At 65.6% G+C, this 23,754-nt stretch carries 25 protein-coding genes and 1 pseudogene; 13 read left to right on the top strand and 13 right to left on the bottom strand.

The window, feature by feature from the left end:
• Window positions 1-101: 101 nt before the first annotated feature.
• From F6X62_RS19880 to nicC, 4 genes are read right to left on the bottom strand one after another with little or no spacing between them, the layout of a single operon-like run.
• Window positions 102-743: an N-carbamoylsarcosine amidohydrolase gene (locus F6X62_RS19880; RefSeq protein ID WP_065861555.1), complete on the bottom strand. Its 642-nt coding sequence runs from the start codon at window positions 741-743 to the stop codon at window positions 102-104.
• 14 nt (window positions 744-757) lie between these two features.
• Complete coding sequence (locus tag F6X62_RS19875; protein ID WP_054892653.1) at window positions 758-1,510, bottom strand: Asp/Glu racemase; 753 nt, start codon at window positions 1,508-1,510, stop codon at window positions 758-760.
• Between the two features lie 13 nt (window positions 1,511-1,523).
• Complete coding sequence (gene nicD, locus F6X62_RS19870; protein WP_153774488.1) at window positions 1,524-2,330, bottom strand: N-formylmaleamate deformylase; 807 nt, start codon at window positions 2,328-2,330, stop codon at window positions 1,524-1,526.
• A complete protein-coding gene (nicC, locus tag F6X62_RS19865) occupies window positions 2,327-3,475 on the bottom strand; it encodes a 6-hydroxynicotinate 3-monooxygenase (RefSeq protein ID WP_054892655.1) in 1,149 nt (382 codons plus the stop codon). Before nicC ends, nicD begins: the two co-directional genes overlap by 4 nt.
• Window positions 3,476-3,804: 329 nt before the next feature.
• On the opposite strand from nicC, the gene F6X62_RS19860 reads away from it, so the two are divergent.
• The 4 genes from F6X62_RS19860 to F6X62_RS19845 all read left to right on the top strand — a co-directional run bounded on the left by F6X62_RS19860 (window position 3,805) and on the right by F6X62_RS19845 (window position 9,700).
• The gene (locus F6X62_RS19860) at window positions 3,805-4,857 is read left to right on the top strand and encodes a 2,5-dihydroxypyridine 5,6-dioxygenase (RefSeq protein ID WP_153774487.1); all 1,053 of its coding nucleotides are present in this window, start codon (window positions 3,805-3,807) and stop codon (window positions 4,855-4,857) included.
• 68 nt (window positions 4,858-4,925) lie between these two features.
• On the top strand, window positions 4,926-5,402 hold the full coding sequence (locus tag F6X62_RS19855; protein WP_151926417.1) for a MarR family winged helix-turn-helix transcriptional regulator: 477 nt from the start codon (window positions 4,926-4,928) through the stop codon (window positions 5,400-5,402).
• A gap of 257 nt (window positions 5,403-5,659) precedes the next feature.
• The gene (locus F6X62_RS19850) at window positions 5,660-6,127 is read left to right on the top strand and encodes a (2Fe-2S)-binding protein (RefSeq protein WP_054892658.1); all 468 of its coding nucleotides are present in this window, start codon (window positions 5,660-5,662) and stop codon (window positions 6,125-6,127) included.
• 15 nt (window positions 6,128-6,142) lie between these two features.
• Entirely contained in the window at window positions 6,143-9,700 is a 3,558-nt protein-coding gene (locus tag F6X62_RS19845; protein WP_153774486.1) for a molybdopterin cofactor-binding domain-containing protein, read from the top strand.
• 2 nt (window positions 9,701-9,702) lie between these two features.
• On the opposite strand, the gene F6X62_RS19840 is transcribed toward F6X62_RS19845, so the two are convergent.
• The gene (locus tag F6X62_RS19840; RefSeq protein WP_054892660.1) at window positions 9,703-10,341 is read right to left on the bottom strand and encodes a TetR family transcriptional regulator; all 639 of its coding nucleotides are present in this window, start codon (window positions 10,339-10,341) and stop codon (window positions 9,703-9,705) included.
• A 105-nt stretch (window positions 10,342-10,446) separates the two neighbouring features.
• Here F6X62_RS19840 and F6X62_RS25460 point away from each other — a divergent pair.
• Window positions 10,447-10,574 (top strand): annotated as a pseudogene (locus F6X62_RS25460) (XdhC family protein); the annotation flags it as partial.
• A gap of 14 nt (window positions 10,575-10,588) precedes the next feature.
• On the opposite strand, the gene F6X62_RS19835 reads toward F6X62_RS25460, so the two are convergent.
• Both F6X62_RS19835 and F6X62_RS19830 read right to left on the bottom strand, forming a co-directional pair.
• Complete coding sequence (locus F6X62_RS19835) at window positions 10,589-10,996, bottom strand: type II toxin-antitoxin system HicB family antitoxin (RefSeq protein ID WP_153774485.1); 408 nt, start codon at window positions 10,994-10,996, stop codon at window positions 10,589-10,591.
• A gap of 45 nt (window positions 10,997-11,041) precedes the next feature.
• Complete coding sequence (locus F6X62_RS19830; RefSeq protein ID WP_151926414.1) at window positions 11,042-11,224, bottom strand: type II toxin-antitoxin system HicA family toxin; 183 nt, start codon at window positions 11,222-11,224, stop codon at window positions 11,042-11,044.
• Between the two features lie 215 nt (window positions 11,225-11,439).
• Here F6X62_RS19830 and F6X62_RS19825 point away from each other — a divergent pair, with 215 nt between their 5' ends.
• The 6 genes from F6X62_RS19825 to F6X62_RS19800 are packed head-to-tail and all read left to right on the top strand — an operon-like array spanning window position 11,440 to window position 17,176.
• Window positions 11,440-12,045 carry a CDP-alcohol phosphatidyltransferase family protein gene (locus F6X62_RS19825; protein WP_054892662.1) on the top strand — a complete coding sequence of 202 codons (606 nt, stop codon included), beginning with the start codon at window positions 11,440-11,442 and terminating at the stop codon, window positions 12,043-12,045.
• A 30-nt stretch (window positions 12,046-12,075) separates the two neighbouring features.
• Window positions 12,076-13,824, top strand: coding sequence for a bifunctional alpha/beta hydrolase/class I SAM-dependent methyltransferase (locus F6X62_RS19820; protein WP_153774484.1), 1,749 nt, complete (start codon window positions 12,076-12,078; stop codon window positions 13,822-13,824).
• Window positions 13,824-15,182: a phosphatase PAP2/dual specificity phosphatase family protein gene (locus F6X62_RS19815; protein WP_153774483.1), complete on the top strand. Its 1,359-nt coding sequence runs from the start codon at window positions 13,824-13,826 to the stop codon at window positions 15,180-15,182. The genes F6X62_RS19820 and F6X62_RS19815 overlap by 1 nt, the downstream gene beginning before the upstream one ends.
• Window positions 15,179-15,610 carry a hypothetical protein gene (locus F6X62_RS19810; RefSeq protein ID WP_054892664.1) on the top strand — a complete coding sequence of 144 codons (432 nt, stop codon included), beginning with the start codon at window positions 15,179-15,181 and terminating at the stop codon, window positions 15,608-15,610. Before F6X62_RS19815 ends, F6X62_RS19810 begins: the two co-directional genes overlap by 4 nt.
• 8 nt (window positions 15,611-15,618) lie before the next feature.
• On the top strand, window positions 15,619-16,242 hold the full coding sequence (locus tag F6X62_RS19805; protein ID WP_153774482.1) for a 1-acyl-sn-glycerol-3-phosphate acyltransferase: 624 nt from the start codon (window positions 15,619-15,621) through the stop codon (window positions 16,240-16,242).
• Window position 16,243: 1 nt separating this feature from the next.
• Window positions 16,244-17,176 carry a phosphatidate cytidylyltransferase gene (locus F6X62_RS19800; protein ID WP_063542666.1) on the top strand — a complete coding sequence of 311 codons (933 nt, stop codon included), beginning with the start codon at window positions 16,244-16,246 and terminating at the stop codon, window positions 17,174-17,176.
• A 120-nt stretch (window positions 17,177-17,296) separates the two neighbouring features.
• Here F6X62_RS19800 and F6X62_RS19795 read toward each other — a convergent pair whose 3' ends face one another.
• Window positions 17,297-17,572: a metal/formaldehyde-sensitive transcriptional repressor gene (locus tag F6X62_RS19795; RefSeq protein ID WP_153774481.1), complete on the bottom strand. Its 276-nt coding sequence runs from the start codon at window positions 17,570-17,572 to the stop codon at window positions 17,297-17,299.
• Window positions 17,573-17,642: 70 nt separating this feature from the next.
• Between F6X62_RS19795 and dmeF the strand changes: the two genes are divergently transcribed.
• Window positions 17,643-18,578, top strand: coding sequence for a CDF family Co(II)/Ni(II) efflux transporter DmeF (dmeF, locus tag F6X62_RS19790; protein WP_153774480.1), 936 nt, complete (start codon window positions 17,643-17,645; stop codon window positions 18,576-18,578).
• Window positions 18,579-18,657: 79 nt separating this feature from the next.
• Window positions 18,658-19,002: a cupin domain-containing protein gene (locus F6X62_RS19785; protein WP_063542660.1), complete on the top strand. Its 345-nt coding sequence runs from the start codon at window positions 18,658-18,660 to the stop codon at window positions 19,000-19,002.
• A 40-nt stretch (window positions 19,003-19,042) separates the two neighbouring features.
• Here F6X62_RS19785 and F6X62_RS19780 read toward each other — a convergent pair whose 3' ends face one another.
• From F6X62_RS19780 to tesB, 5 genes are all read right to left on the bottom strand, one after another.
• On the bottom strand, window positions 19,043-19,804 hold the full coding sequence (locus F6X62_RS19780; protein WP_153774479.1) for an ABC transporter ATP-binding protein: 762 nt from the start codon (window positions 19,802-19,804) through the stop codon (window positions 19,043-19,045).
• Window positions 19,801-20,862, bottom strand: coding sequence for an iron ABC transporter permease (locus tag F6X62_RS19775; protein ID WP_054892671.1), 1,062 nt, complete (start codon window positions 20,860-20,862; stop codon window positions 19,801-19,803). The genes F6X62_RS19780 and F6X62_RS19775 overlap by 4 nt, the downstream gene beginning before the upstream one ends.
• Window positions 20,859-21,974, bottom strand: a complete 1,116-nt coding sequence (locus F6X62_RS19770) for an ABC transporter substrate-binding protein (RefSeq protein WP_112897257.1) — start codon at window positions 21,972-21,974, stop codon at window positions 20,859-20,861. The genes F6X62_RS19775 and F6X62_RS19770 overlap by 4 nt, the downstream gene beginning before the upstream one ends.
• Window positions 21,975-22,252: 278 nt before the next feature.
• Window positions 22,253-22,843 (bottom strand): HAD family hydrolase, encoded by a 591-nt coding sequence (locus F6X62_RS19765; RefSeq protein WP_153774478.1) that lies wholly within the window; start codon window positions 22,841-22,843, stop codon window positions 22,253-22,255.
• Window positions 22,840-23,709, bottom strand: a complete 870-nt coding sequence (tesB, locus tag F6X62_RS19760; RefSeq protein WP_063542654.1) for an acyl-CoA thioesterase II — start codon at window positions 23,707-23,709, stop codon at window positions 22,840-22,842. The genes F6X62_RS19765 and tesB overlap by 4 nt, the downstream gene beginning before the upstream one ends.
• Between the last annotated feature and the right edge of the window lie 45 nt (window positions 23,710-23,754).

Below are 23,754 nucleotides of genomic sequence, written 5' to 3'. Positions count from 1 at the left end.
ACCCCGAGTGCTCCTGCGGGGCGACCGTCCGCACAGCGGACGGCGATGGAACGGGCGTTCCTGCACCGTTCCTCGATTGTTATGGGTACAAGGCGCTCGACTCAGTCGGCCAGGCGCTTGAGTTGCTCCATGGCCTCCTGGCGGCTGACGACATCGCCGTACTTGCTGTCGATGTCGAACAGGTTCGCTTCGTGCGGATCCTCATGGCGATCGCCGACGCACTCGCGCACCACGATGGTCCGGAACCCGTGCTGCAGCGCATCCACCGCACTGGCGCGGATACAGCCGCTGGTGGAACAGCCGGCCAGCACCACGGTATCGACCCCTTGCGCATGCAGCAGCGGTGCAAGGCTGGTGCCGAAAAAGGCGCTCGCATACTGCTTGCTCAGCACCACTTCCTGCGCCAGTGGCATCACCGCCTCGCAGAATGCAGCCAGTGGATTGCCCTCGACCATGTCCTTCATCACCGGCGCCTTGCGCACCCACACGCCACCATCGGCAAAGTGCGGGGGCTGGTAGCGGATATTGGTGTGGACCACCAGAGTACCGCAGTCACGCGCCAGCGCCAGCAGGCCGCTGGCCTGCTCGACGGCCGACACCACACCGGGGGCGTAGAGCGGCGCACCGGGGGTGGTATAGCCCTGCATGAAGTCGATCATCAGCAGGGCCGCCTTGCGGCCGAAGCCGATGCGCTGGCCCCACACGCCCTGGTAGTTGTCACGGGCGCTCTGTGCGTCGCTCATGTCCGTCTCCCGTTTCAGTAGGCGCCCGACAGCAGGGCACCAGCGCCCGGAACCACAGGCTCCAGGTCCAGTGCCTTGAGCATGGCGTAGGTGGTGGCGATGGCCGCGGTGACCACCGGCTTGCCGGTCTGTGCCTCGACCTTGGCCACGGCGGGTAGCGACTGCATCTGCACGCAGGCCGACAGCACCACCACATCGACGCCTTCCAGGTTCATGCCGGCGACGATGCCCGGCAGGTTGGCCGGATCATGGCGCGCCACGGCGAGGTTGTCGGGGATCTCCAGCGCACGCCAGTCCTGAACCTCGAAGCCCTCTTCACGGATGTAGTTCACCACCAGCTCGGTCAGCGGCTTCATGTAGGGCGCGACGATGGCGATGCGCTTGGCCTTCATGACGTGCAACGCCTCGACCAAGGCACCTGCACTGGTGATCACCGGCGCCAGCGCGTCGTTGTCGGCGGTGGCTTTCTGCAGGCGTTTCTCCGACTGGCGGTGATAGCCCAGCCCCATGGCCATGATCGCCACCAGGCACGCGTAGCCCAGCACGTCGACCTTGGCGTCGGACAACTCCACCGCGCAGCGATCGGACTCGGCGTCCATCGCCGCCAGTTCTTCCTTCTTCACCTGCTTCATGCGCATGCGGCTGGAGTGGAAGGTGAAGCGCTCCGGGCGGATCGCCTGGCGCGCGGTGAGCATCGCCGGGATCTCGGTTTCCATGGTGGTGTTCGAACTCGGCACGATCTGGCCGATGCGATACAGCTTGGTCATGTCTCGTGCTCCTTCAGACGAGGGAATGGTCGAGGAAATCGCCGAAGGCGGCAAAGAAGCCTTCGAGGTCGTCCCAGGGAATCATGTGGCCGGCGTTGTCGACCTGAACCACCTGGATGTCCGGCTTGAGCTCGCGGATCTCGGCGATGTCCTGCGCCTGGATCACACCGCCACGCCCGGCCACCATCAGCAGCGCCGGCTGGCGCACGGCGGGCAGGTCCTGATGGATATCCACCTCGTGGAAATCGTTGAAGGCTCGCACGATCGCCGGCTCGTGGCAGGTGTGCAGCCATTCGGCGCGCAGGGCCAGTTGCTCGTCGCTCCAGGTCGCGCAGAAGGCGCGCATGTCCTCGCCGGTCATGCCGGTCGTGGCCTGGCGGATCGAATCGACGTACCACGGCAGCTTGCTCGGATACTCGCGCCGGCCCGGACCGGACACCGGCGGATCGATCAGCACCAGGCGCTGCAGGCCCGGCGCGCCCTGGGCGGCAGCGCGAATGGCGAAGCGTGCGCCCATCGAATGGCCGACCAGGTGATAACTGCCAAGCCCAAGCGCTGCGGCGAAGGCCGGAATGTCGGCGGCGCAGGCATCGGTGCCGTAGTCCAGGCCAGGGCCGCTGGAGGACAAGCCACGCCCGCGCACGTCCAGCACATAGGTGTCGAAGTGCAGGCCGAGACGCTCGGCGACGAACCCCCAGGTGATCGCCGGGCTGGTGATCCCCGGCACCAGGATCAGCGCCGGCCCCTTGCCGCCGTAGCGCAGGTAGTGCTGGCGGATGCCGTTGGCGCTGACGTTGCCGCCGGCGACGAAGCTGCTCATGCCGCCTCCCCGCTTTTCAGTTCCTGGCCGTAGAGGTCATAGCCGTAGACCCACGCCGGGTCTTCCTGGGTGTAGAGGAAGGTGTTGGCGTTGGACACCGACTGCACCCGCGAGGCGCGTTCCTTGCGGTTGGCTTCGTAGAGGGCGAAGGCGGTGCGGTGGTCGGACAGCCCGGTTTCCTGCAGGCAGCGGGTCAGCATTGCCGCGTCCTCGATGGCCATGCAGGCGCCCTGGGCCATGTGTGGCTTCATCGGATGGCAGGCATCGCCCAGCAGCACCAGGCGGCCACGGCTCCACAGCGGCAGCGGGTTGCGGTTGCGCAGCGGCCACTTGGTGATGGACTCGGTCGCGTCGATCAGCTTGTGCACCGTCGAGTGGTAGCCCTCGAATGCGGCGCGCATCTCTTCCTGGCTGCTGTCCACGAACGGGCCCTGGAAGTCCCAGGCCTCGTGCGGTACGCCGGTGACGAAGTAGTACTCGTCGCGTTTGCCGGTGGTGTAGTAGACCATCATGTGACGATCGTCGGTCCACCACTTCACGCAGTCCTCGAACACGTCTGCGTGCTGCTTGAGCTTGTCGCCGCGAATCAGCGCACGGTGAGCGACCCAACCGCTGTAGATCGGCGCTTCGGCGCCCAGCAGTTCCTCGCGGATCTTCGAGTGGATGCCGTCGGCACCGATGACGATATCGGCCACGGTATGAGTGCCGTCGGCGAAGTCCAGGCGCACCTGGTCACCCTCGTCGACGATCTTTTCCAGGCGCTTGCCGAAATGCACGGTGCCCGGTTTGATCGCCTCGATCTGCAGCGCGTGCAGGTCGCCGCGGTGGATGGTGATGTACGAAGCGCCGTACTCGCGGCGAGCGAACTCGCCCAGCGGGATCCGCGCCAGGTAGTCGCCGGTCTTGCCGTCGCGGCTGAACCAGAAGTCCGGGTGCGAGCTCATCAGCTCCAGCTTCTGCTCGAGGCCCATGCGACGGAAGATCTTCATCACGTTGGGGCCGATGTGGATGCCCGCACCAAGGCGGGTGAACTCCGGCGCCTGCTCGAACACCTCGACGTCGAACCCGGCCTGCTGCAGCAACGTGGCGGCCGCCGCCCCACCCAGACCTGCACCGACGATTGCGATTTTCTGCCTACCCCGCATGGGTATGTCTCCTCTTGTTCTGATGTGTTGCCAGCGGTTCGGCCGCTCGACGATTTAGAGTGTATACGCTCTATTTTTTTAATTGGAAGAGGCAGTGCGAAATATTTTCAAGGACCGCGATCAATGGCGATAACGCGGCCATTGTTACCGCAAACATTGGAATATGTGTGAATAGGTAACGTTTGATCGCAACGCTTGCGCTAATCGGCGGGATGCGCTTTCATCTGAGGAAATATGGTGTACACACTATTGTTTTGCACCGAGATGACGCGCCCGGCACTGCCGTGGTGCAGCCGCTCGACCCTTGAGTCCTGACCAGGAGAACCCCCATGCCGGTGAGCAATGCAGAGCTGACCCAGATGTTCGAACACGTGCTGAAACTGTCTCGGGTTGACGAAACCCAGAGCGTCGCCGTGCTCAAGAGCCACTACTCCGACCCGCGCACGGTCAACGCCGCGATGGAGGCCGCGCAGCGCCTGAAGGCCAAGGTCTATGCGGTGGAGTTGCCGTCGTTCAACCACCCCACGGCGATGGGCAACGACATGACCGCTTACTGCGGCGACACCGCGCTGACCGGCAACATCGCCGCCCAGCGGGCGCTGGAAGCGGCCGACCTGATCGTCGACACCATGATGCTGCTGCACTCACCCGAGCAGGAGCAGATCCTCAAGACCGGCACGCGCATCCTGCTGGCGGTCGAACCCCCGGAAGTACTGGCGCGCATGCTGCCCACCGAGGACGACAAGCGTCGCGTGCTGGCCGCCGAAACCCTGCTCAAGCAAGCGCGCAGCATGCACGTGCGTTCCAAGGCCGGCAGCGACTTTCACGCCCCGCTCGGCCAGTATCCGGCGGTCACCGAATACGGCTACGCCGACGAGCCGGGGCGCTGGGACCACTGGCCCAGTGGCTTCCTGTTCACCTGGCCGAACGAGGACAGCGCCGAAGGCACGCTGGTGCTGGATGTCGGCGACATCATCCTGCCGTTCAAGAACTACTGCCGCGAGCGCATCACCCTGGAGATCGAGCAAGGCTTCATCACCGGTATCCACGGCGGCTTCGAGGCCGAATACCTGCGTGACTACATGAAGTACTTCAACGACCCCGAGGTGTACGGCATCTCCCACATCGGCTGGGGCCTGCAACCCCGCGCGCAATGGACCGCCATGGGCCTGCACGACCGCAACGACGGCATGTGCATGGACGCACGCGCCTTCTACGGCAACTTCCTGTTCTCCACCGGCCCAAACACCGAGGTCGGCGGCAAGCGCAAGACCCCGTGCCACCTGGATATCCCGCTGCGCAACTGCGATATCTACCTGGACGACCAGGCCGTGGTGCTGGCCGGCGAGGTGGTCGCGCCCGAGGAGTCCAAGGCCCGATAGGGGTTATACTGGCCCGGCGCTCCGCTTTCGGGGGCCGGCCAGCCAACCCACACAGCCCAAGCCATCACATGCCGAAGAAAACCGCCCCCGTTGCCACCCCGCTCGACACCACGCCCTATGACGTCACCGAACAGATCGGCCACCTGCTGCGCAAGGCGTACCAGCGGCATACGGCGATCTTCCAGCAGCAGGCGTGCGATCCACAGCTCACCTCGATCCAGTTCGTTACCCTGTGCGCACTGCGCGACCACGGGCCCAGCTCCCAGGCCGAGCTGATCAAGGCCACGGCGGTGGACCAGGCGACCATCCGTGGCATCGTCGAGCGCCTCAAGGCGCGCGAACTGGTGCAGCTGTCGCCAGACCCGGACGACCGGCGCAAGGTCATCGTCGAGCTCACCGAAAGCGGCTCGGCGCTGCTCGATGCGATGATTCCCTGCGCACGACAGATCAGTGAGCTGAGCATGGGCAGCCTCAATGCCGGGGAGCGGGTGGCGATCCTGTTCCTGTTGCGCAAGATGATCGACAGCGACGAAGTGGCTGGCTAGCAACGCGCCGCCCTTTTCGCGGGCAAGCCCGCTCCCACAAGTGCCCCACCGGTTTCCAAGGCCGAGCAATATTTGTGGGAGCGGCGGTTAGGCGCCCCGACTTGCCCGCGAAAGCAGCACCACGGGGCATGATACGCCCCCTCCCCCCTTCCATTGCCTCTCTGGCCTGCTTCTTGCTCACCATTTCATGTAGTGAGTACTTACCGAAAAATCGCACCAATTGTGTTCTTTGGTAGCGCCCCAGAGATGAGCCAACAATGCAAACAACCATCTCCCTGCGGATCAACGGCCAGCCTGTGGATGTCAGCGCCGACGCCGACACACCGCTGCTGCTGATCCTGCGCAACGACCTGTGCCTGAACGGCCCCAAGTACGGCTGCGGCCTGGGCGAGTGCGGTGCCTGCACGGTAATCATCGACGGGGTGGCCGCGCGCTCCTGCGTGATTCCGCTGGCCGGCGCCGAAGGCCGCGAGGTCACCACGCTCGAAGGTCTCGGTAACAAGGCCGCGCCGCACCCGGTGCAGCAGGCGTTCATCGACGAACAGGCGGCCCAGTGCGGCTACTGCATGAACGGCATGATCATGACCGCCAAGGCCCTGCTCGACCGTATCCCCAATCCCACCGACGAACAGATCCGCAACGAACTGTCCGGCAACCTCTGCCGCTGCGGCACCCACGTCGAAATCCTGCGCGCGGTGCGCCGCGCCGCCGGCCGCCAGGCCTGAGATCCGGAGAACCTCATGAATCACTCGCAACAGGTGCCTTCACGCGAGCAATTGCTGGCCAGCAGCGGCGTGCTGCTGATCGTCGACGAGATCACCCCACCCTCGGGGCCGGTTGCCAAGGGCGTGACACCGGTGATCAAGGACCGCGAACTGGCACTGTTCATCGCCGTCAGCGACGACGGCCTGGTTTATGCCTTCAATGGCCACGTCGACCTGGGTACCGGCATCCGCACCTCGCTGGCGCAAATCGTCGCCGAGGAGCTGGACCTGCGCATGGACCAGGTGCACATGGTGCTCGGCGACACCGAGCGTGCGCCGAACCAGGGCGCGACCATCGCCAGCGCCACCCTGCAGATTTCCGCCGTGCCATTGCGCAAGGCCGCGGCCACGGCGCGACGCTTCTTGCTGCAGCAGGCCGCCCTTGAGCTGGGCTGCGCAGCCAATGCTTTGCGGATCGAAGAAGGCGCGGTGATCGCCGAAGACGGCCGTCGCCTACCCTTCGCCGACCTGGTGCGCGGACACAACCAGCAATTGCGCATCGCCGACGACGCCCCGCTCAAGGCCGTCGAGGACTATCGCCTGGTCGGGCGCAGCGCCGCGCGGGTAGACATCCCCGGCAAGGCCACCGGCGAGCTGACCTACGTGCACGACATGCGCCTGCCCGACATGCTCCACGGCCGGGTGATCCGCCCGCCCTATGCCGGTCACGACAGTGGCGACTTCGTCGGGAACAGCCTGCTGGCGGTGGATGAAAGCTCCATCGCCCATGTGCCTGGCGTGGTCGCCGTGGTGGTGATCCGCGACTTCGTCGGCGTGGTGGCCGAGCGTGAGGAACAGGCGATCCGCGCCGCCCACGACCTCAAGCTGAGCTGGAAGCCGTTCACTGGCAAGCTGCCCGACCTCAGCGACGTCGCCCAGGCCATCCGCGACAACCCCAGGGTGCAGCGCACCGTACTGGACAAGGGCGAGGTCGACGCGGGCATCGCCAATGCCAGCCAGCGCCTGAGCCGCAGTTACCTGTGGCCCTACCAGCTGCATGGCTCGATCGGCCCGTCTTGTGCCCTGGCCGACTTCACCGAAGGCCAGATCCGCGTCTGGTCTGGCACCCAGAATCCGCACCTGCTGCGCGCCGATCTCGCCTGGTTGCTGGAGTGCCCCGAAGCGCGCATCGAGATCATCCGCATGGAGGCGGCGGGCTGCTACGGCCGCAACTGCGCCGACGACGTGTGCGCCGACGCGGTGCTGCTGTCGCGTGCGGTCGGACGCCCGGTGCGGGTGCAACTGACCCGCGAGCAGGAGCATGTCTGGGAGCCCAAGGGCACCGCGCAACTGATGGAGATCGACGGCGGCCTGAACGCCGACGGCACGGTCGCCGCCTACGACTTCCAGACCAGCTACCCCTCCAACGGCGCCCCAACCCTCGCCCTGCTGCTGACCGGCGCGGTGGAACCGGTGCCGGCGCTGTTCGAAATGGGCGACCGCACCTCGATTCCGCCCTATGACTACGAACACATGCGCGTCACCATCAATGACATGACACCGCTGGTACGCGCCTCGTGGATGCGTGGCGTGTCGGCGATGCCCAACAGCTTCGCCCACGAGTCCTACATCGACGAACTGGCCTTCGCGGCAGGCGTCGACCCGGTCGAGTACCGCCTGCGCCACCTGTCCGACCCGCGTGCCATCGATCTGGTCAAGGCCACCGCCGAACGCGCGCAGTGGCAGGCGCACACCCAGCCCATGCAGGCACCCGCCGAGGGCGATGTGTTGCGCGGTCGCGGCTTTGCCTATGCGCGCTACATCCACAGCAAATTCCCGGGTTTCGGCGCCGCCTGGGCGGCCTGGGTCGCCGATGTGGCGGTGGACCGGCGCACCGGCGAGGTGGCCGTTACCCGTGTGGTGATCGGCCATGACGCGGGCATGATGGTCAACCCCGAGGGCGTGCGCCACCAGATCCACGGCAACGTGATCCAGTCCACCAGCCGCGTACTCAAGGAACAGGTGCACTTCGAGGAATCGACGGTGGCCAGCAAGGAATGGGGCGGCTACCCGATCCTCACCTTCCCGGAGCTGCCGGCCATCGACGTGATGATGCTGCCGCGCCAACACGAACCACCGATGGGCAGCGGCGAGTCGGCCTCGGTGCCGAGCGCGGCGGCCATCGCCAACGCGATCTTCGACGCCACCGGCATACGCTTTCGCGAGTTGCCGATTACGGCCGAACGGGTGCGTGCTGCGCTTGGCGGTAACGGCGAGGATTCGTCTGCGCCAGCACAGCCCGCGTCGAAACGCTCGAAGTGGTGGTTCGGCTCGATCGCCGGCGTGTTCGGTGCCGCCCTGGGCATGCTCGCCACCGCCCTGCCCTTTCGCACGGAAATCGCGCCGGTGACGCCTCCGGCGGCCGGCAGCTGGTCGGCGGCGATGCTCGAACGCGGGCGCCAGGTGGCGGCGGCCGGCGATTGCGCGGTGTGCCACACGGTCATCGGCGGCAAGGTCAATGCCGGCGGCCTGGCGATGGAAACGCCGTTCGGCACGCTGTACAGCACCAACATCACGCCCGATCCGGAAACCGGCATCGGCCGCTGGTCGTTCGCCGCCTTCGAGCGCGCCATGCGCGAGGGCATCAGCCGCGACGGCCGACATCTGTACCCGGCCTTTCCCTACACCTCGTTTCGCAATATCACCGACGGTGACATGCAGGCGCTGTACGCCTACCTGATGTCGCAGACACCCGTGCGCCAGGAGGCGCCGGCCAACGACATGCGTTTCCCGTTCAACCAGCGCCCGCTGATGGCCGGCTGGAACGCGCTGTTCCTCAAGCGCGGCGAGTACCAGCCCGACCCACAGCGCAGTGCGCAGTGGAACCGCGGCGCCTACCTGGTCGACGGCCTCGGACACTGCACCGCCTGTCACTCGCCACGCAACCTGATGGGCGCGGAAAAAGCCGGCAAGAGCTACCTGGCCGGGGGCATGGTCGATGGCTGGGAGGCGCCAGCACTCAACGCCCTGGGCAAGTCGTCCACGCCCTGGAGCGAGAGCGAGTTGTTCACTTATCTGCGTACCGGCTTCTCCGACAAGCACGGTGTCGCCGCCGGGCCCATGGGGCCAGTGGTCAGCGAGCTGGCGACCTTGCCGGAGAGCGACGTGCGGGCCATTGCCCACTACCTGAGTTCACTGGACGGCGAGCCGCAGACGGTCGCGACCCAGGCTGCGCCTCAGGTCGATACGCAACTGTCCATCAGCAATGGCGAGCGGGTATTCAAAGGTGCGTGCATGGCCTGTCACAGCGATGGCCTGGGGCCGAAGCTGTTCGGTGTCAGCCCGTCGATGGCGGTCAACAGCAACGTGCACAGCGATGTGCCGGACAACCTGCTGCGCGTGATCTTGCACGGTATTCCAACGCCTGCGACCCGCGACCTGGGCTATATGCCCGGCTTCAGGGATAGCCTCTCGGACCGCCAGGTGGCGGACCTGGCCGCCTACCTGCGCCAGCGTTTCGCCGCCGACAAACCGGCCTGGCAAGGGCTGGCGGCGAAGAGCGCGCAGGTACGCGCCAACCCCGGCAGCCACTGAGGCTAGCGGCGCAGGCCGCGCAGGGCGAGATCGCTGATGAAGTCCAACCAGTCGGCCTTGGCCTGCTTGTCGGCGAGGTCCACGGCGAGGAACGAGCTGAGCGTATGGCGGTTGGAGTTATAGAAATAGCAGAGCGAGGCAATCATCAGGTAGGCGTGGGTGATGTCGATGTCATTGCGGAACAGGCCCTTGGCCTGCCCCGCCTCGATGATCGGCCGCAGCACGCCGACCGCCTCGCCGGACAGCGCCTGTAGGTTCTGCGACTTGCGCGCGTGCTGGCCCTGGTGAAGGTTTTCGGTGGCCAGGATGGTAACGAACTCGGGATGACGCACGTAGTAGTCCCAGATGAACGCCACCAGTTGGCGCAACGCACTCTCGGGGTCGGACAAGTCAAGGCGCAGCTTGGCCTCGGCCTGGTTGAAGCTGGCGTAGATATGCTCCAGCACGCTGATGAACAGCTTTTCCTTGTTGCCGAAGTAGTAATAGATCATCCGGTCGTTGGACTTGGCCAGCGTGGAGATCTGCTCGACGCGCCCGCCGGTGAAGCCCTCCTTGCTGAAGACCTTCACCGCGGCCTTGAGGATGTTGTCCTTGGTGCGGTCGGCCTGCTGGGCACGAACACCGGTTTTGCGAGTCTGCATGTCGGTCCCTGTGGGGCTGGCCAGATAGCCAACACTGCCACAGACATGGGGTGTGGCGCCAACGATTGGAACGGGGTAACCGAACATGCAGCATGTCGACCGGCCCAGCAGATCGAACGCCTGCACAGGCCGATCGGGCTGGACCTGGGCAGCAAGTCGCCAGCGGAAATCGCCCGGCGGTAATGGCGGATGTGCTGCGGGTGTATCGCGGCAAGGCGCGGGATGCGTTGTAGCCGCGATGGCTACTTCAATAGGCAATCGACAACTCGCGCAGCGCCGCTGAAGCCAGAAAACCGGAACGCGAGGCATATCGACTATCGCGCTTCACCTTCTCGTCGATGCGCTGCAGCAGGTTCTCTGGCAGCGTCGCATTGAAACGCACCGCCTTGCCCAGGTAGGGCGTGACATCAAAATCAACTACGGCCCAGATACCACCGGCAAAATCCGGATTGGCCACGTGTACATCGATCTCCTGCGCCTGGGGTAAAGGCTCGTCATCGGCGACAAGGCCTTCAAAATGTAGCGCCAGTGCCTCCTGGACGTTATCGAGCGCCTGGGCAGCGGTGACGCCGGCAGAAAAACAACCTGGGACATCGGGTACGGTCACGCCGTAGTCGGAATCTATGTCCTTGTGCAAAACAACTGGAAATTTCATCGACTCACTCCATGGGTCTGCAAGATCTTCGGCGAAGCTGCCTACTCACTTGAGACCTGCCTGTTTCAAAATGCTGTGTACGGTTCCTTTTGGAAGATTGGCTTTGGGATGGGGAACGGTGACCCGTCCTCGCTTCCAGGGATGCCGAAACTGATGATGGCTTCCCCTGACTTGCTCCTCATACCAACCATCCGCCTCGATGATCTGGATTACATCCCGACTGCGCATCCACCTTTCCTGTGACAGCTAATGTGTATGGTACACATCTGATTTGTTTAAACCAGCCCCTAATACACACTACCCACACAAAGTCTGACGAGCGGCGATACGCTTCCTGGCGCGAAGGTTTTATCTGGTTCACACGTAGGACAGATGCACCTTGCCGCCCGCCAATCTCTTTCCCCACAATCCCCTCCACGCCGCACCACGACAGGGAACTCACCGTGCCATCCATCTATCAGCTCAAACCCCGCTTCCAGGCTCTGCTGCGCCCTTCGGTGCAGCGTCTCTACGATCGCGGCGTCACTGCCAACCAGGTCACCGTCGCCGCAGCGTTGGTGTCGGTGCTGCTGGGGCTGCTGCTCGCCTGGCTGCCCCACGTCACCTGGCTGTTCATCCTCGTCCCGGTGTGGATGCTGCTGCGCATGGCGCTCAATGCCGTCGACGGCATGCTGGCCCGCGAGTTCGGCCAGCAATCGACCCTCGGTGCCTACCTCAACGAACTGTGCGACGTAATCGCCGACGCGGCGCTGTACCTGCCCTTCGCGTTGCTGGTCGGGGTGTCGCCGGCACTGGTGGTGCTGGTGGTGCTGCTTGCCGTCATCAGTGAATACGCCGGGGTGATGGGCCCGCTGGCCGGTGCTTCGCGGCGTTACGACGGCCCGATGGGCAAAAGCGACCGGGCCTTTGCCTTCGGCGTACTGGGTACCGGCGTGGCCTTCGGCGTGCTGAATCCGACGTGGATCAACGGCCTGCTGCTGGTCATCCTGCTGCTCTCGCTCTATACCCTCTACAACCGGGTACGCCACGGGCTGGCCGAAACCCGCTGACCCCATTGCCGCAGGACAAGGACTTTCACCATGCGCCAAGCGCAATCGCTGCACTTCTCGACCCACGACGGCGTCGAGCTGCACTACCGGCACTGGCCGGCCACCCGCAACGAGCACCAGCCGCGCCGGGCACTGGTGATGTTCCATCGCGGGCACGAGCACGGCGGGCGCATGGCGCACCTGGCCGACGAACTGGACCTGCCCGGTTACGATATCTTCGCCTGGGACGCCCGTGGCCATGGCCTGTCGCCAGGGGCCCGTGGCGACAGTCCGAGCTTCGCCACCAGCGTGCGCGACGTGCAGACCTTCATCGAACATCTCCAGGCGCGGCACGGTATCGCCGAGCCCGATATGGTCGTGCTGGCGCAGAGCGTCGGCGCAGTGCTGATCGCCACCTGGGCCCACGACTACGCGCCCAAGGTGCGCTGCCTGGTGCTGGCCTCGCCGGCGTTCAAGGTCAAGCTCTACGTGCCCTTCGCTCGCCCCGGCCTGAAACTGCTCAAGGCCCTGCGCGGCAACTTCTTCGTCAACAGCTACGTCAAGCCGCGGCTGCTCACCCATGATCCGGAACGGGTGATGTCGTACACCGCAGACCCGCTGATCAGCCGACCGATCTCGGTGACCGTGCTGCTGGGCCTGTACGAGGCAGCCGACCGCGTGGTCGCCGACGCTCAGGCCATCCAGATACCGACCCAGTTGCTGGTGTCCGGCGCGGACTTCGTGGTGGAACGCGGCCCGCAGGAGCGTTTCTTCGAGCGCCTGGGCAGCCCGCGCAAGGAGATGCATATCCTGCCCGGCTTCTTCCACGACACCCTCGGCGAACGCGACCGCGCCCACGCCCTGGCGCGGATCGAGCGCTTCATCGCCCACTGTTTCGACGCACCGCTGCCTGCGCCTTCACTACTCGATGCCGACAAGGTCGGTGCCAGCTGCGCCGAGGCCGAGAGCCTGGCCGCACCGCTGCCGCACAACTCGCCGCGCGACCTCTACTGGCGCAGCTACCGCGCCAGCCTGCGCCTGGGCAAGGGGCTGTCCGAAGGGGTGAAGCTGGGTTTCGACACCGGCTTCGACTCCGGCAGCACCCTGGACTACGTGTACCGCAACCAGGCGACCGGCAAGGGCAAACTGGGCGAGCTGATCGATCGCAACTACCTCGATGCCATCGGCTGGCGTGGTATCCGCCAACGCAAGGTGCATGTCGAGGAACTGCTGCGCCTGGCCATCGCTCGCCTGCGCGAACAGGCACGACCTGTGCACATCGTCGATATCGCCGCCGGTCACGGCCGCTACATCCTCGAAGCGCTGCAGGAGCAATTGCCGGACTCGATCCTGCTGCGCGACTACAGCGAGCTGAACGTACAGCAGGGCAGCGCGCTGATCGACGAAAAGGGCCTGGGCGAGATTGCCCGTTTCGTCCAGGGCGATGCCTTCGACCGCCAGAGCCTGGCGAGCCTCGACCCGCGCCCCACCCTGGCGGTGGTGTCCGGGCTCTATGAGCTGTTCGCCAGCAACCAACTGGTGGGCGACTCCCTGGCGGGCCTGGCCGACGCCGTGGAAGACGGCGGCTACCTGGTCTACACAGGTCAGCCATGGCATCCGCAACTGGAGATGATCGCCCGCGCCCTGACCAGCCACCGCGGCGGCGACGCCTGGGTCATGCGCCGGCGCAGCCAGGCCGAGATGGACCAGTTGGTGGAGGCGGCAGGTTTTCGCAAGATCGCCCAGCGCATCGACGAGTGGGGCATCTTCAGCGTCAGCCTGGCACAGCGGGTTCGCTGATGACGCGCGAAGCCGGGCTGATCCGGCGCGGTGTCCTGTGGCTGTTGCTGCTCGGGCCGTTATTCTTCCTCAGTTACGGCCTGGCCAACACCTACACCGCCGGGCGCGACGATGTCGGCAGCCTGGTGTTCGGCTGGGAACGGCACATGCCGCTGTGGCCATGGACGATCATTCCGTACTGGTCGATCGACCTGTTGTACGGCCTGTCATTCCTGCTGCCGCTCACGCGTCGGGAGATGGACCGCCATGCCCTGGCGCTGTTGACCGCGCAGCTGGTCAGCGTCAGTTGCTTCCTGCTGTGGCCGCTGCGTTTCACCTTCGAGCGACCGGAACTGGCAGGCGTGTTCGGCTGGCTGTTCGATGTGCTGATGGGCTTCGACAAACCCTATAACCAGGCACCGTCGCTGCATATCGCACTGCTGGTGATCATCTGGAGCATGTTCGCCCGGCACACCCGCAAACCGCTCTGGCGCTGGGCCGTGCACGGCTGGATGGCCTTGATCGGGCTCTCGGTGCTGACCACCTGGCAGCACCACTTCATAGACCTGCCCAGCGGCGCGCTGGTGGGGCTGCTGTGCCTGTGGCTATGGCCGCACCAGGGCGCGTTGCCGCTGCGCGAGGCGCATCTGGCGCGTGAGCCGAAACGCTGGCGGCTTGGCTTGCGCTATGGCATCAGCGCCCTGTTGTGTGCGCTGCTGGCCTTCAAGCTGGGTGGAGGGTGGCTGTGTTTGCTGTGGCCGGCAGTGGCGTTGCTGGTGGTAGCGCTGAACTATGTGCTGCTGGGAGCTGGCGGATTTCAGAAAGCTGCGGATGGGCATCTGTCGAACGCCGCGACCTGGCTGCTGGCGCCTTACCTGGTTGGCGCCTGGATCAACTCCCGAGCCTGGACCTGGCGGCATCCGCAGGCAGATGAAGTATGCGACGGGGTGTATCTGGGACGGATTCCCGGATTGGGCGAGGCAGGTGATTTTGCGGCAGTAGTGGATTTGTGTGCGGAGCTACCCTGCCCATGGCCAGCCACAGCGCCTGTTGACCCTGTAGGAGCGGGCTTGCCCGCGAATGGGCCAGAACAGACAACCTACCTCAGCCTGCCCACCCTGGACCTCATACCCCCGAGCCCCGCCCTGCTGCTCCAGGCCGCCGAAGCCATCGACCGCCTGCGCCAGCAAGGCCCGCTGCTGGTCTGCTGTGCTTTGGGCTATTCACGCAGCGCCAGCGCCGTGGCGGCCTGGCTGATCCACAGCGGCCGCTGCGCCGACATCGACGCCGCCGAAGCCCTCATCCGCCGGGCCCGCCCAGGTGTGGTACTGCACCCCGGCCACCGTCATGCCCTGCTGCAACTCGGAGTCCAGCCATGAACCTGCACCTGGTCGCCACCTTGCTAGCCCGTGGCCGACAACTGGAACGCCTGTCCGACGCCCTGACCCTGCTAGCCGTCGCCTACGGCCTCGCGCCACTGCTCGGCCTGCACCTGCATCCGCTGGCCAGTGCGCTATGCATCGTGCTGCTGCTCCTCGGCCTCGCTCACAAGTACTGGGCCGTGCGCGTGGCCCTGGATGCCGAGCTCTTCGATCGCCTGGCCAGCAGTACCCAGCTCACTGACGACACCCGCGCCCTGGACCGAGCGCTGTTCGCGCTGAACCTCAAGGCCCGCGCCGACGACCCACGCGACTGGCCAACCCGCAGCCAGGCTGCACTCGCCCTGTTGCGCCGCCAGGCCCTGTGCCTGGGCCTGCAGTTGCTGTTGACCTTGGCTACCCTGCTGACACTGCCCTTCACCGGATGACCCGCACCATGCTCGCCGCCCTCACCGCCTTCGCCATCACCTCCGCCGCGCGCCTGATCACCGGCGCCCGTGCCCTGTGGCTCGGCTGCACGCCCCAACCGGTGCAGCGCCTGTACTTCGCCAACCACAGCAGCCACGGCGATTTCGTCCTGCTCTGGGCCTCCCTGCCGGAGCCCTTGCGGCGCCGAACGCGGCCCGTGGCCGGCGCGGACTACTGGAACAAGCCCGGGCTGCGCAATTTCGTCATACGCAAGGTGTTCAACGGCATCCTCATCGATCGCCAGCGCAGCGAAGGCCAGGACAACCCATTGCAACCGGTGCTCGACGCCCTGGCCCAGGGCGATTCGCTGATCTTCTTCCCGGAAGGCACGCGCAATCTTGGAGACGATCCACTGCTGCCCTTCAAGAGCGGCCTGTTCCACCTCGCCTCTGCCCAGCCGGAAATCGAGGTGGTACCGGTGTGGATCGCCAACCTCAACCGGGTGATGCCCAAGGGCCGCGCCCTGCCGTTGCCGCTGCTGTGCACGCTGAGTTTCGGCGAGCCATTGCAGGTGCTGCCTGACGAAAGCAAGCAGGCGTTTCTCGAGCGGGCCCGTCAAGCCTTGCTGAACCTGGCCCCGAAGGAAGCCTGACATGGATCACAACACCTTGTCCCTGTTCGCCGGCATCGGCGCCCTGCTGCTCCTGGCCAGCATCATCGGTCGCCTGCTCAAGTGGCGCGCAGGCTCCGCGCCGCACGCAGTGATCGACAACCTCAATGCACGCATCAACGCCTGGTGGGTGATGGTGCTGGTGATCGGTCTGGCCTTCGTGTTCGGCAAGTACGGCGTGATCGTGCTGTTCTATTGCGTGTCGTTCTACGCCCTGCGCGAGTTCATGACCCTCACCCCGACCCGGCGCAGCGACTACCCAGCGCTGGTGGCTGCGTTCTACGTGGCGTTGCCGGTGCAGTACCTGCTGATCGCCATGGACTGGTACGGCATGTTCAGCATCTTCATCCCGGTGTACCTGTTTTTGCTGCTGCCGATCCTGGCCAGCTTCGGCGGCGATACCACGCGCTTCCTGGAGCGCGCCTCGAAGGTGCAGTGGGGCCTGATGATCGCGGTTTACTGCGTGTCGTCGGTGCCTGCGCTGATGACCCTGGACATCCCCGGCTACGAGGGCCGCAACCTGCTGCTGATTGCCTGGCTGATCCTGGTGGTGCAGATCAGCGACGTGCTGCAGTACGTGTGCGGCAAGCTGTTCGGCAAGCGCAAGGTGGCGCCCAACCTGTCGCCGTCCAAAACCGTCGAAGGCCTGGCCGGCGGGGTGGCGTTGGCCACGCTGGTCGGCGCGCTGCTGTGCTGGATCACCCCGTTCAACTTCTGGCAGGCAGCGCTGATGGCGCTGACGGTCAACGCTATGGGTTTCTTTGGCGGGCTGGTGATGTCGGCCATCAAGCGCGACCGTGGGGTAAAGGACTGGGGGCACATGATCGAAGGGCATGGCGGCATGCTCGACCGCATGGATTCGGTGTGCTTCGCCGCGCCGGTGTTCTTCCACTTCGTGCGCTACTGGTGGGCCTAGAACAGCGCAGGGTCGGGGTGCAGCGGTATTGCGCCCTACCCACCCCTACCGATCCTCATCATCAATACCCCCCTGGGGTATAAGCCCTGCGCGACACCCCGCTGGCTCAAGCCCCTGAAGTCACTTGAGGTAGGAGCGCAGCAGCGCAGCCACCTTGTCCGCCTCTTCCTGGCGCTCTTGGATGCTCAGCCCGTCCGCCACCAGGTGCTCGCGGATATGCCCTTCCATGACCTCGGCCATCAGGCCGTTTACCGCCCCGCGCACCGCAGCGATCTGCTGCAGGATCGCGAGACAGTCCTTCTCCTGCTCGAGCGCCTTCTCCAGTGCGCCGGCCTGACCCTTGATCTTGCGCACTCGGGTCAGCAGCGACTTCTTGTTCTTCAACGTGTGTGCCATGGCGCCTCACATCATGATATGTATACTGGGGTATAGTATATTTCTGGATCATACGGGAGCATGATAAACCATGAAGGCCACCGCCTCTGACAAATGGCTGCACAGCCATCAGTTCCATACCAGCAACCTCGGTGCCGAGCGCAAGACGCGCCTGGCCGTCTGGCTCACGGCGATCATGATGGTCGCGGAAATCGCCGGGGGCTGGTTCTTCAACTCCATGGCGCTGCTCGCCGATGGCTGGCACATGAGCTCGCATGCCCTGGCCCTGGGCCTTTCGCTATTGGCCTACGCCGCAGCACGCCGCTATGCCACAGATCGGCGCTTTGCCTTCGGCACCTGGAAGATCGAGATCCTGGGCGGCTACTCCAGCGCCCTGCTGCTGCTCGGGGTCGCGGGGGTGATGGCCTTCCAGTCGGTCGAGCGCCTGCTCACGCCCGGTCCCATCCACTACGACGAGGCAATCTTCATCGCTGTGATCGGCCTTGGAGTCAACCTGATCTGCGCCTGGCTGCTGCGCGACGATCATGCCCACCACCACGAGCAAAACCATGAGCATGGCCACCACCAACACGACCTGAACCTGCGCTCGGCCTACCTGCACGTCATCGCCGATGCGGCGACCTCCGTGCTGGCTATCGTCGCCCTGGTGGCGGGCAAATTGTGGGGCGCCGCCTGGCTCGACCCAGTCATGGGCCTGCTTGGCGCAGTACTGGTGGCGCTTTGGGCAAGGGGGCTGCTGCGCGACACCGGGAGGGTGCTGCTGGATGCCGAGATGGACGCGCCACTGGTCGAAGAAATCCGCGAAGCGGTCGCCGCGCTGCCAGTCCAGGCGAACATCACCGATCTGCACCTGTGGCGCGTCGGCAAGGACCAGTACGCCTGCATCCTCGGCCTGGCCTGCACTACAGAGCTGAGTGCCGACCGTGTACGCCAGGCATTGGCGGAACACGAGGAGCTTGCGCATATCACCGTCGAGGTGAACGCCATAGCGCATCCAGACAGATGAACGTCGAGCGCAGGCAACCGTGCCTTTCGCCCAGCCCCTAAGGTGACGGGTCACTCAGCCCGTCATCAGGAGCCCTGCCATGTCCGACTTCATCACCGTCCTGCGCGAAACCTGTCCGACCCCGGTGGTCGATGCGACCAAGTGGAAACGCATCGGCGGCGACCCGCACACCGTCAACCTCAATGCCTACCTGTCGGCCGATGGCAGCAAGATCATGGGCACCTGGATCTGCACGCCTGGCAAGTTCGAGGTCAACTACGAGAAGTGGGAGTTCTGCCACTTCCTCGAGGGCTACTGCATCATCACCCCCGAAGGCGAAGAGCCCAAGCACCTCAAGGGTGGCGATGTGTTCGTCATCGAGCCCGGCATGAAAGGCACGTGGGAAGTGGTCGAGACCGTACGCAAGTACTTCGTCTTCGCCTGACAGCGGCCGACGGAGCGGGCGTGCAGCCGGGCCGGCAGGCTCAGCGCAGCGCCCGGTCCACCAGCACCTGCAAGCGACCACGAGAGCACTGCTCGACCCGCGCCTCGACGCCATATACCTGCGCCAGCAACTGCGGTTCGAGTACCTCGGCCGGGGTGCCGCAGGCCACCACCCGGCCCTTCTCCAGCATCACCAGGCAATCGGCATGGCTGGCCGCCAGGTTGATGTCGTGCAGCACCGCGACCGCCAACAGCCGATGGCGCACCACCCGCTCACGCACCGCATCCATCACCCGCAGCTGGTAGTGCAGGTCCAGGGCGCTGGTCGGCTCGTCGAGCAACAGCACCTGTGGATTGCGCGCCAGCAACTGAGCCAGGGCCACCAGTTGGCGCTGGCCGCCGGACAGGCTGTCCAAGCCTTGCTCGGCCAGGTGCTCGATGCCCAACTGGCGCAGCGCATCGAAGGCAGTCGCCAACAGGTCGTCGGCAGCCCCCACGCGCAGCGCAGCGACGATGCTCTCCAGCACCCCGAGCGCCAGCCCCGGCGGCAGTTGCTGTGGCATGTAGGCCAGGCGCCGGGCGCGTTCGGCGAAACTCAGGCGGGTAACGTCCTCATCGCCCAGGTGCACCGCGCCCTGCATCCGCTCCAGTCCGGCCAGGGCCCGCAGCAGGGTGGACTTGCCCGCCCCGTTGGGCCCGACCAGCGCCACCAGGCTGCCCGCCGGCAGCGGCGGCAGGCTCAGTTGCTGGATGATCCGACGCGCGCCATAGCTGACCGACAGCCCTTCGATACGCAAGCTCACAACCTTCTCCCCCGCCGGAACACCAGCACCACGAACACCGGGACGCCCACCAGGGCAGTGACGATCCCCACCGGCACGATCACCCCTGGCAGGATCAGCTTGCTGGCGATCGACGACAGCGACAGCAGCAACGCTCCGACCAGTGCACTGGCCGGCAGCAGGAAACGCTGGTCCTCACCCACCAGCAGGCGGGCGATGTGCGGGCCGACCAGGCCGATAAACCCGATAGTGCCGACAAAGGCCACCGCAGTCGCCGACAGCAGGCTGATGCGCAGCAGCGAAGCGACGCGCAGGCGTCGGGTATCCACGCCGAAGCTGCGGGCACGGTCTTCGCCCATGCGCAGCAGGGTCATGGCCGGGGCGGCGCGCAGCGAGAACGGCAGCACCAGCGCCAGCACCGCAGCAAGAATGCCCAGCTTTTGCCAGTTGGCCCGCGCCAGGCTGCCGAGGGTCCAGAACACCAGTTGCTGCAGCACATCCTCGGTGGCCAGCAATTGCAGCAACGACACCAATGCGTTGCAACTGAACACCAGCGCGATACCGAACAGCACCAGGCTCTCGACCCCGGCACCGCGCAGCCGCGACATGGCCTGCAGCAGCAGTACCGACAAGCAGGCGAAGACGAACGCCATCACCGTCACCTGGGCGCTCGGCGTCAGCCAGGCAACCGACAGCGGATAAGCGATGGCCAGCGACGCACCCAGCGCCGCGGCAGAGGACACACCCAGGGTGAAAGGGCTGGCCAGCGGGTTGTCGAGGATCGCCTGCATCTCGGCGCCGGCCAGTGCCAGCGCGGCCCCGACCAGCACCGCCATGAGCGCGTAAGGCAGGCGCACGTTCCAGATGATCACCCGTTCGGTGGCGCTCAGTGCGTTCGGGTCGAACACCCCATGCAGCAGTTGTCCGAGCCCCATGCCGGAGGCGCCGCTGGCCAGGTCGCCGAGCACCGCCAGCGCCAGCAGCACGGCCAGCCCTCCGACCAGCCCGGCGCGCCGCCAGAGCAGGCGCCGATAACGCCAGGCTGCCAGCGCGGCGCCGTCCAGAGCCTGGGCGGTCACTTGGCGTCGATCCAGTAGTGGCCGTCCAGGCCGACCTTCAGCAAGTGGTTGATGTCGGCCATGGTCGCTTGCGGATCCAGATCCTTGAAGCGCTCGGGGTGAACCCAGCGAGCCATGGCTTCGATGGCGAGGATGTTGAACGGCGAGTTGTAGAAGTCATGCCACAGGCCATGGGCCTGGCCATCACGAATCGGCCGCAGTGGTGCGAACTCGGGGCGCGCGATGATCCTGGCCAGGCTCTGGCGTGCGGTATCGGCACTCACACCGGCGCCGAGCAGCACGCCGGGGGCACGGTTGCCGGTGGCGATGTAGACGTCGGGGTCGGCCTTGAGCACGTATTCGACGCTGACGTCGCCCAGCGCACCGGGCACCACGTCGGCGGCAATGTTGTGCCCACCGACCGCCTCGACCACGCTGCCCAGGCCGCTCTTGCCGGTAGTGTGCCCCGGCGCCTGCCAGACGCCTGCCAGCAGTTCGAGGAAGACTTTCGGGCGCTCACTGTCCTTGAGCCCCGCCACCTGGTCGGTGACGTGCTTGAGGTGGCTGTCGTAGAGGTCCAGGTATTCCCGCGCCTGCTGTTCGCGACCCAGCAAGGTGCCCAGGGCTTCGAGGCTGACGCGGGTGTTCTTGATCGGGTGCACGCGGAAGTCGATGAACAGTACCGGGATACCGGCCTGCTCCAGCAGGTCGGCGACCGGGCTGTGCTGGGTAGGACCTTCGCCGGCGATGCTGAAGATCGCCAGGTCCGGTTTCAGTGCCAGGATCTGCTCGGCGCTGACGCTCTGCTCCGAGGCCTGGCCGATCAGCGGCAGCTTGGCCACCTGTGGATAAAGCTTGGCGTAGACCTCGTAGGTGTGCGGGTCGAGCAGGCGCATGTCGTTCTGCCAACCGACCACGCGCTGGAACGGGTTGTCGCGATCCAGCAGGGCCAGGGCGAAGAACAGCCGCCCCTCGCCGAGGACGATACGCTGGGGCGCATGATCGACCTCGACCTTGCGCCCGAGCACGTCGGTGACCTGGGCGGCGCTGGCGGTCTGGAGAGTGCCGAGGCCTGCGGCCAGCAGCATGAGCAACGGCAGCAAGCGCCGCGCGGAACGGAGAATCGAGGGCATCGGAGGGCTCCTGGCAACAGCGGATGCGTGACAGAGAATCGGTCTCATTCAAGACCGGGCATTCTAGTCAGCGGGCCGCCCTTGCCAGTGTCCGGGTATGTAGTGGGATGTCAGTGAATCGTCATGGGTGACGTTTCATTACATTGGGGTTGCGGTGTGTTCTTCGCGGGCAAATCGCAGCGGCGAACAACAGCTCCCACAGGTAACACCACAGTATTCAGAAGCTATGGGGGGTGTTGTGGGAGCGGGCTTGCCCGCGAAGAACCCAGCGCAATCTTTCAGCCAAGCATCGCCCTCAACGCCCGGCAATCCGCCGCATGCCAGTCCGCCAGCTCCGGCCAGGGGTTGTCGGGCAGGTTGACCAGCACCGTCCTGGCCCCCGCCGCCCGCCCGCAATCCAGGTCGAAGCGGTAGTCGCCCACCATCACCAGCTCCGACGGCGCCACATCCCAGGCCCGGGCAATCTGCAACAGGCCATCTGGGTCGGGTTTGGGCGCCGCCTCGTCGCGTCCCAGAATGTGTTCGACCGGGAAGCAGTCCGCCAGGCCAATGGCCTCCAGCGTGACATGTGCCAGCTCCCGAGCGTTGCGCGTGAGGATCGCCAGTCGGCAGCCACGTGCCGACAGCTCGCGTACCAGCTCGACCGCGCCGGTCGCGGCCTTCGAGGCGATCGCCAGGTCGCGCTCGTGCTCCAGCAGCCAGGCGTGCTTGGCCGTAGCCTCTTCGTGGGGTAGCGCGGCAAGGTGGGTAAGGATGTCGGCCTCGGGCGGAATCTCCAGCGCCTCGCGGATCGCGGCAAAGTCGTGCACCGCCACGGTGAGGGTGCCGTCCATGTCGAACACCCAGTTACGGACTTCGTGCAGGCTCATGCCCAGTCCTTGCGATGGCGGATCAGGCCTTCCTGGGTGGACGAGGCCACCAGTTGTCCGGCGCGGTTGAAGATGCTGCCGCGGGTGAAACCACGGGCGTTGCCGGCCCAAGGGCTGTCGGTGGCGTACAGCAGCCAGTCGTCGGCACGCAGGTCACGGTGGAACCACAGTGCATGGTCGAGGCTGGCGATCTGCATATCCTTCTGCCACACCGATTTGCCGTGAGGCAGCAGCGAGGTGGTCAGCAGGCCGAAATCCGAGGCGTAGGCCAGCAGGTACTTGTGCAGCGCCGGGATGTCCGGAAGGCTGCCGTCAGCGCGGAACCAGGCGTACTTCACCGGATCGCCCGGCTTGGGGTCGAACGGATCGCGCTCGGTCACCGGGCGGATCTCGATGGGTTTGGCGCACAGCACCTTGTCGCGGATTCGCTCGGGCAGCTTGTCGGCCATGGCGCGGGCCAGTTCGACTTCGCTGGGCAGGTTCTCGGGGCCGACTACATCGGGCATCTGCACCTGGTGTTCGAAACCGCCCTCGTCGTACTGGAACGACGCGCTGCAGGTGAAGATCGGATTGCCCTTCTGGATCGCCGTGACCCGGCGTGTGCTGAAACTGCCGCCATCGCGTACCCGATCGACCGAGTAGACGACCGGCATGCTGGCATCGCCAGGACGCAGGAAATAGCCGTGCAGGGAATGGACATGACGCGCGTCCTCGACCGTCTGGCTGGCCGCCGACAACGACTGGCCCAGCACCTGGCCGCCGTACAACTGACGAAAGCCCAGGTCCTGGCTACGACCACGGAACAGATTCTCTTCGATGGATTCGAGGCTCAACAGGTCGACCAGGTCGTCCAACACATGGCTCATCGGGGGCTTCTCCTAACAGGTGTCACGGCAATTCGGGCATTGGCG

This window comes from Pseudomonas sp. MNR3A (assembly GCF_009650575.1).
Classification (GTDB): Bacteria; Pseudomonadota; Gammaproteobacteria; order Pseudomonadales; family Pseudomonadaceae; genus Aquipseudomonas; species Aquipseudomonas machongensis.
This window is presented reverse-complemented; position numbering and strand designations above follow the sequence as displayed.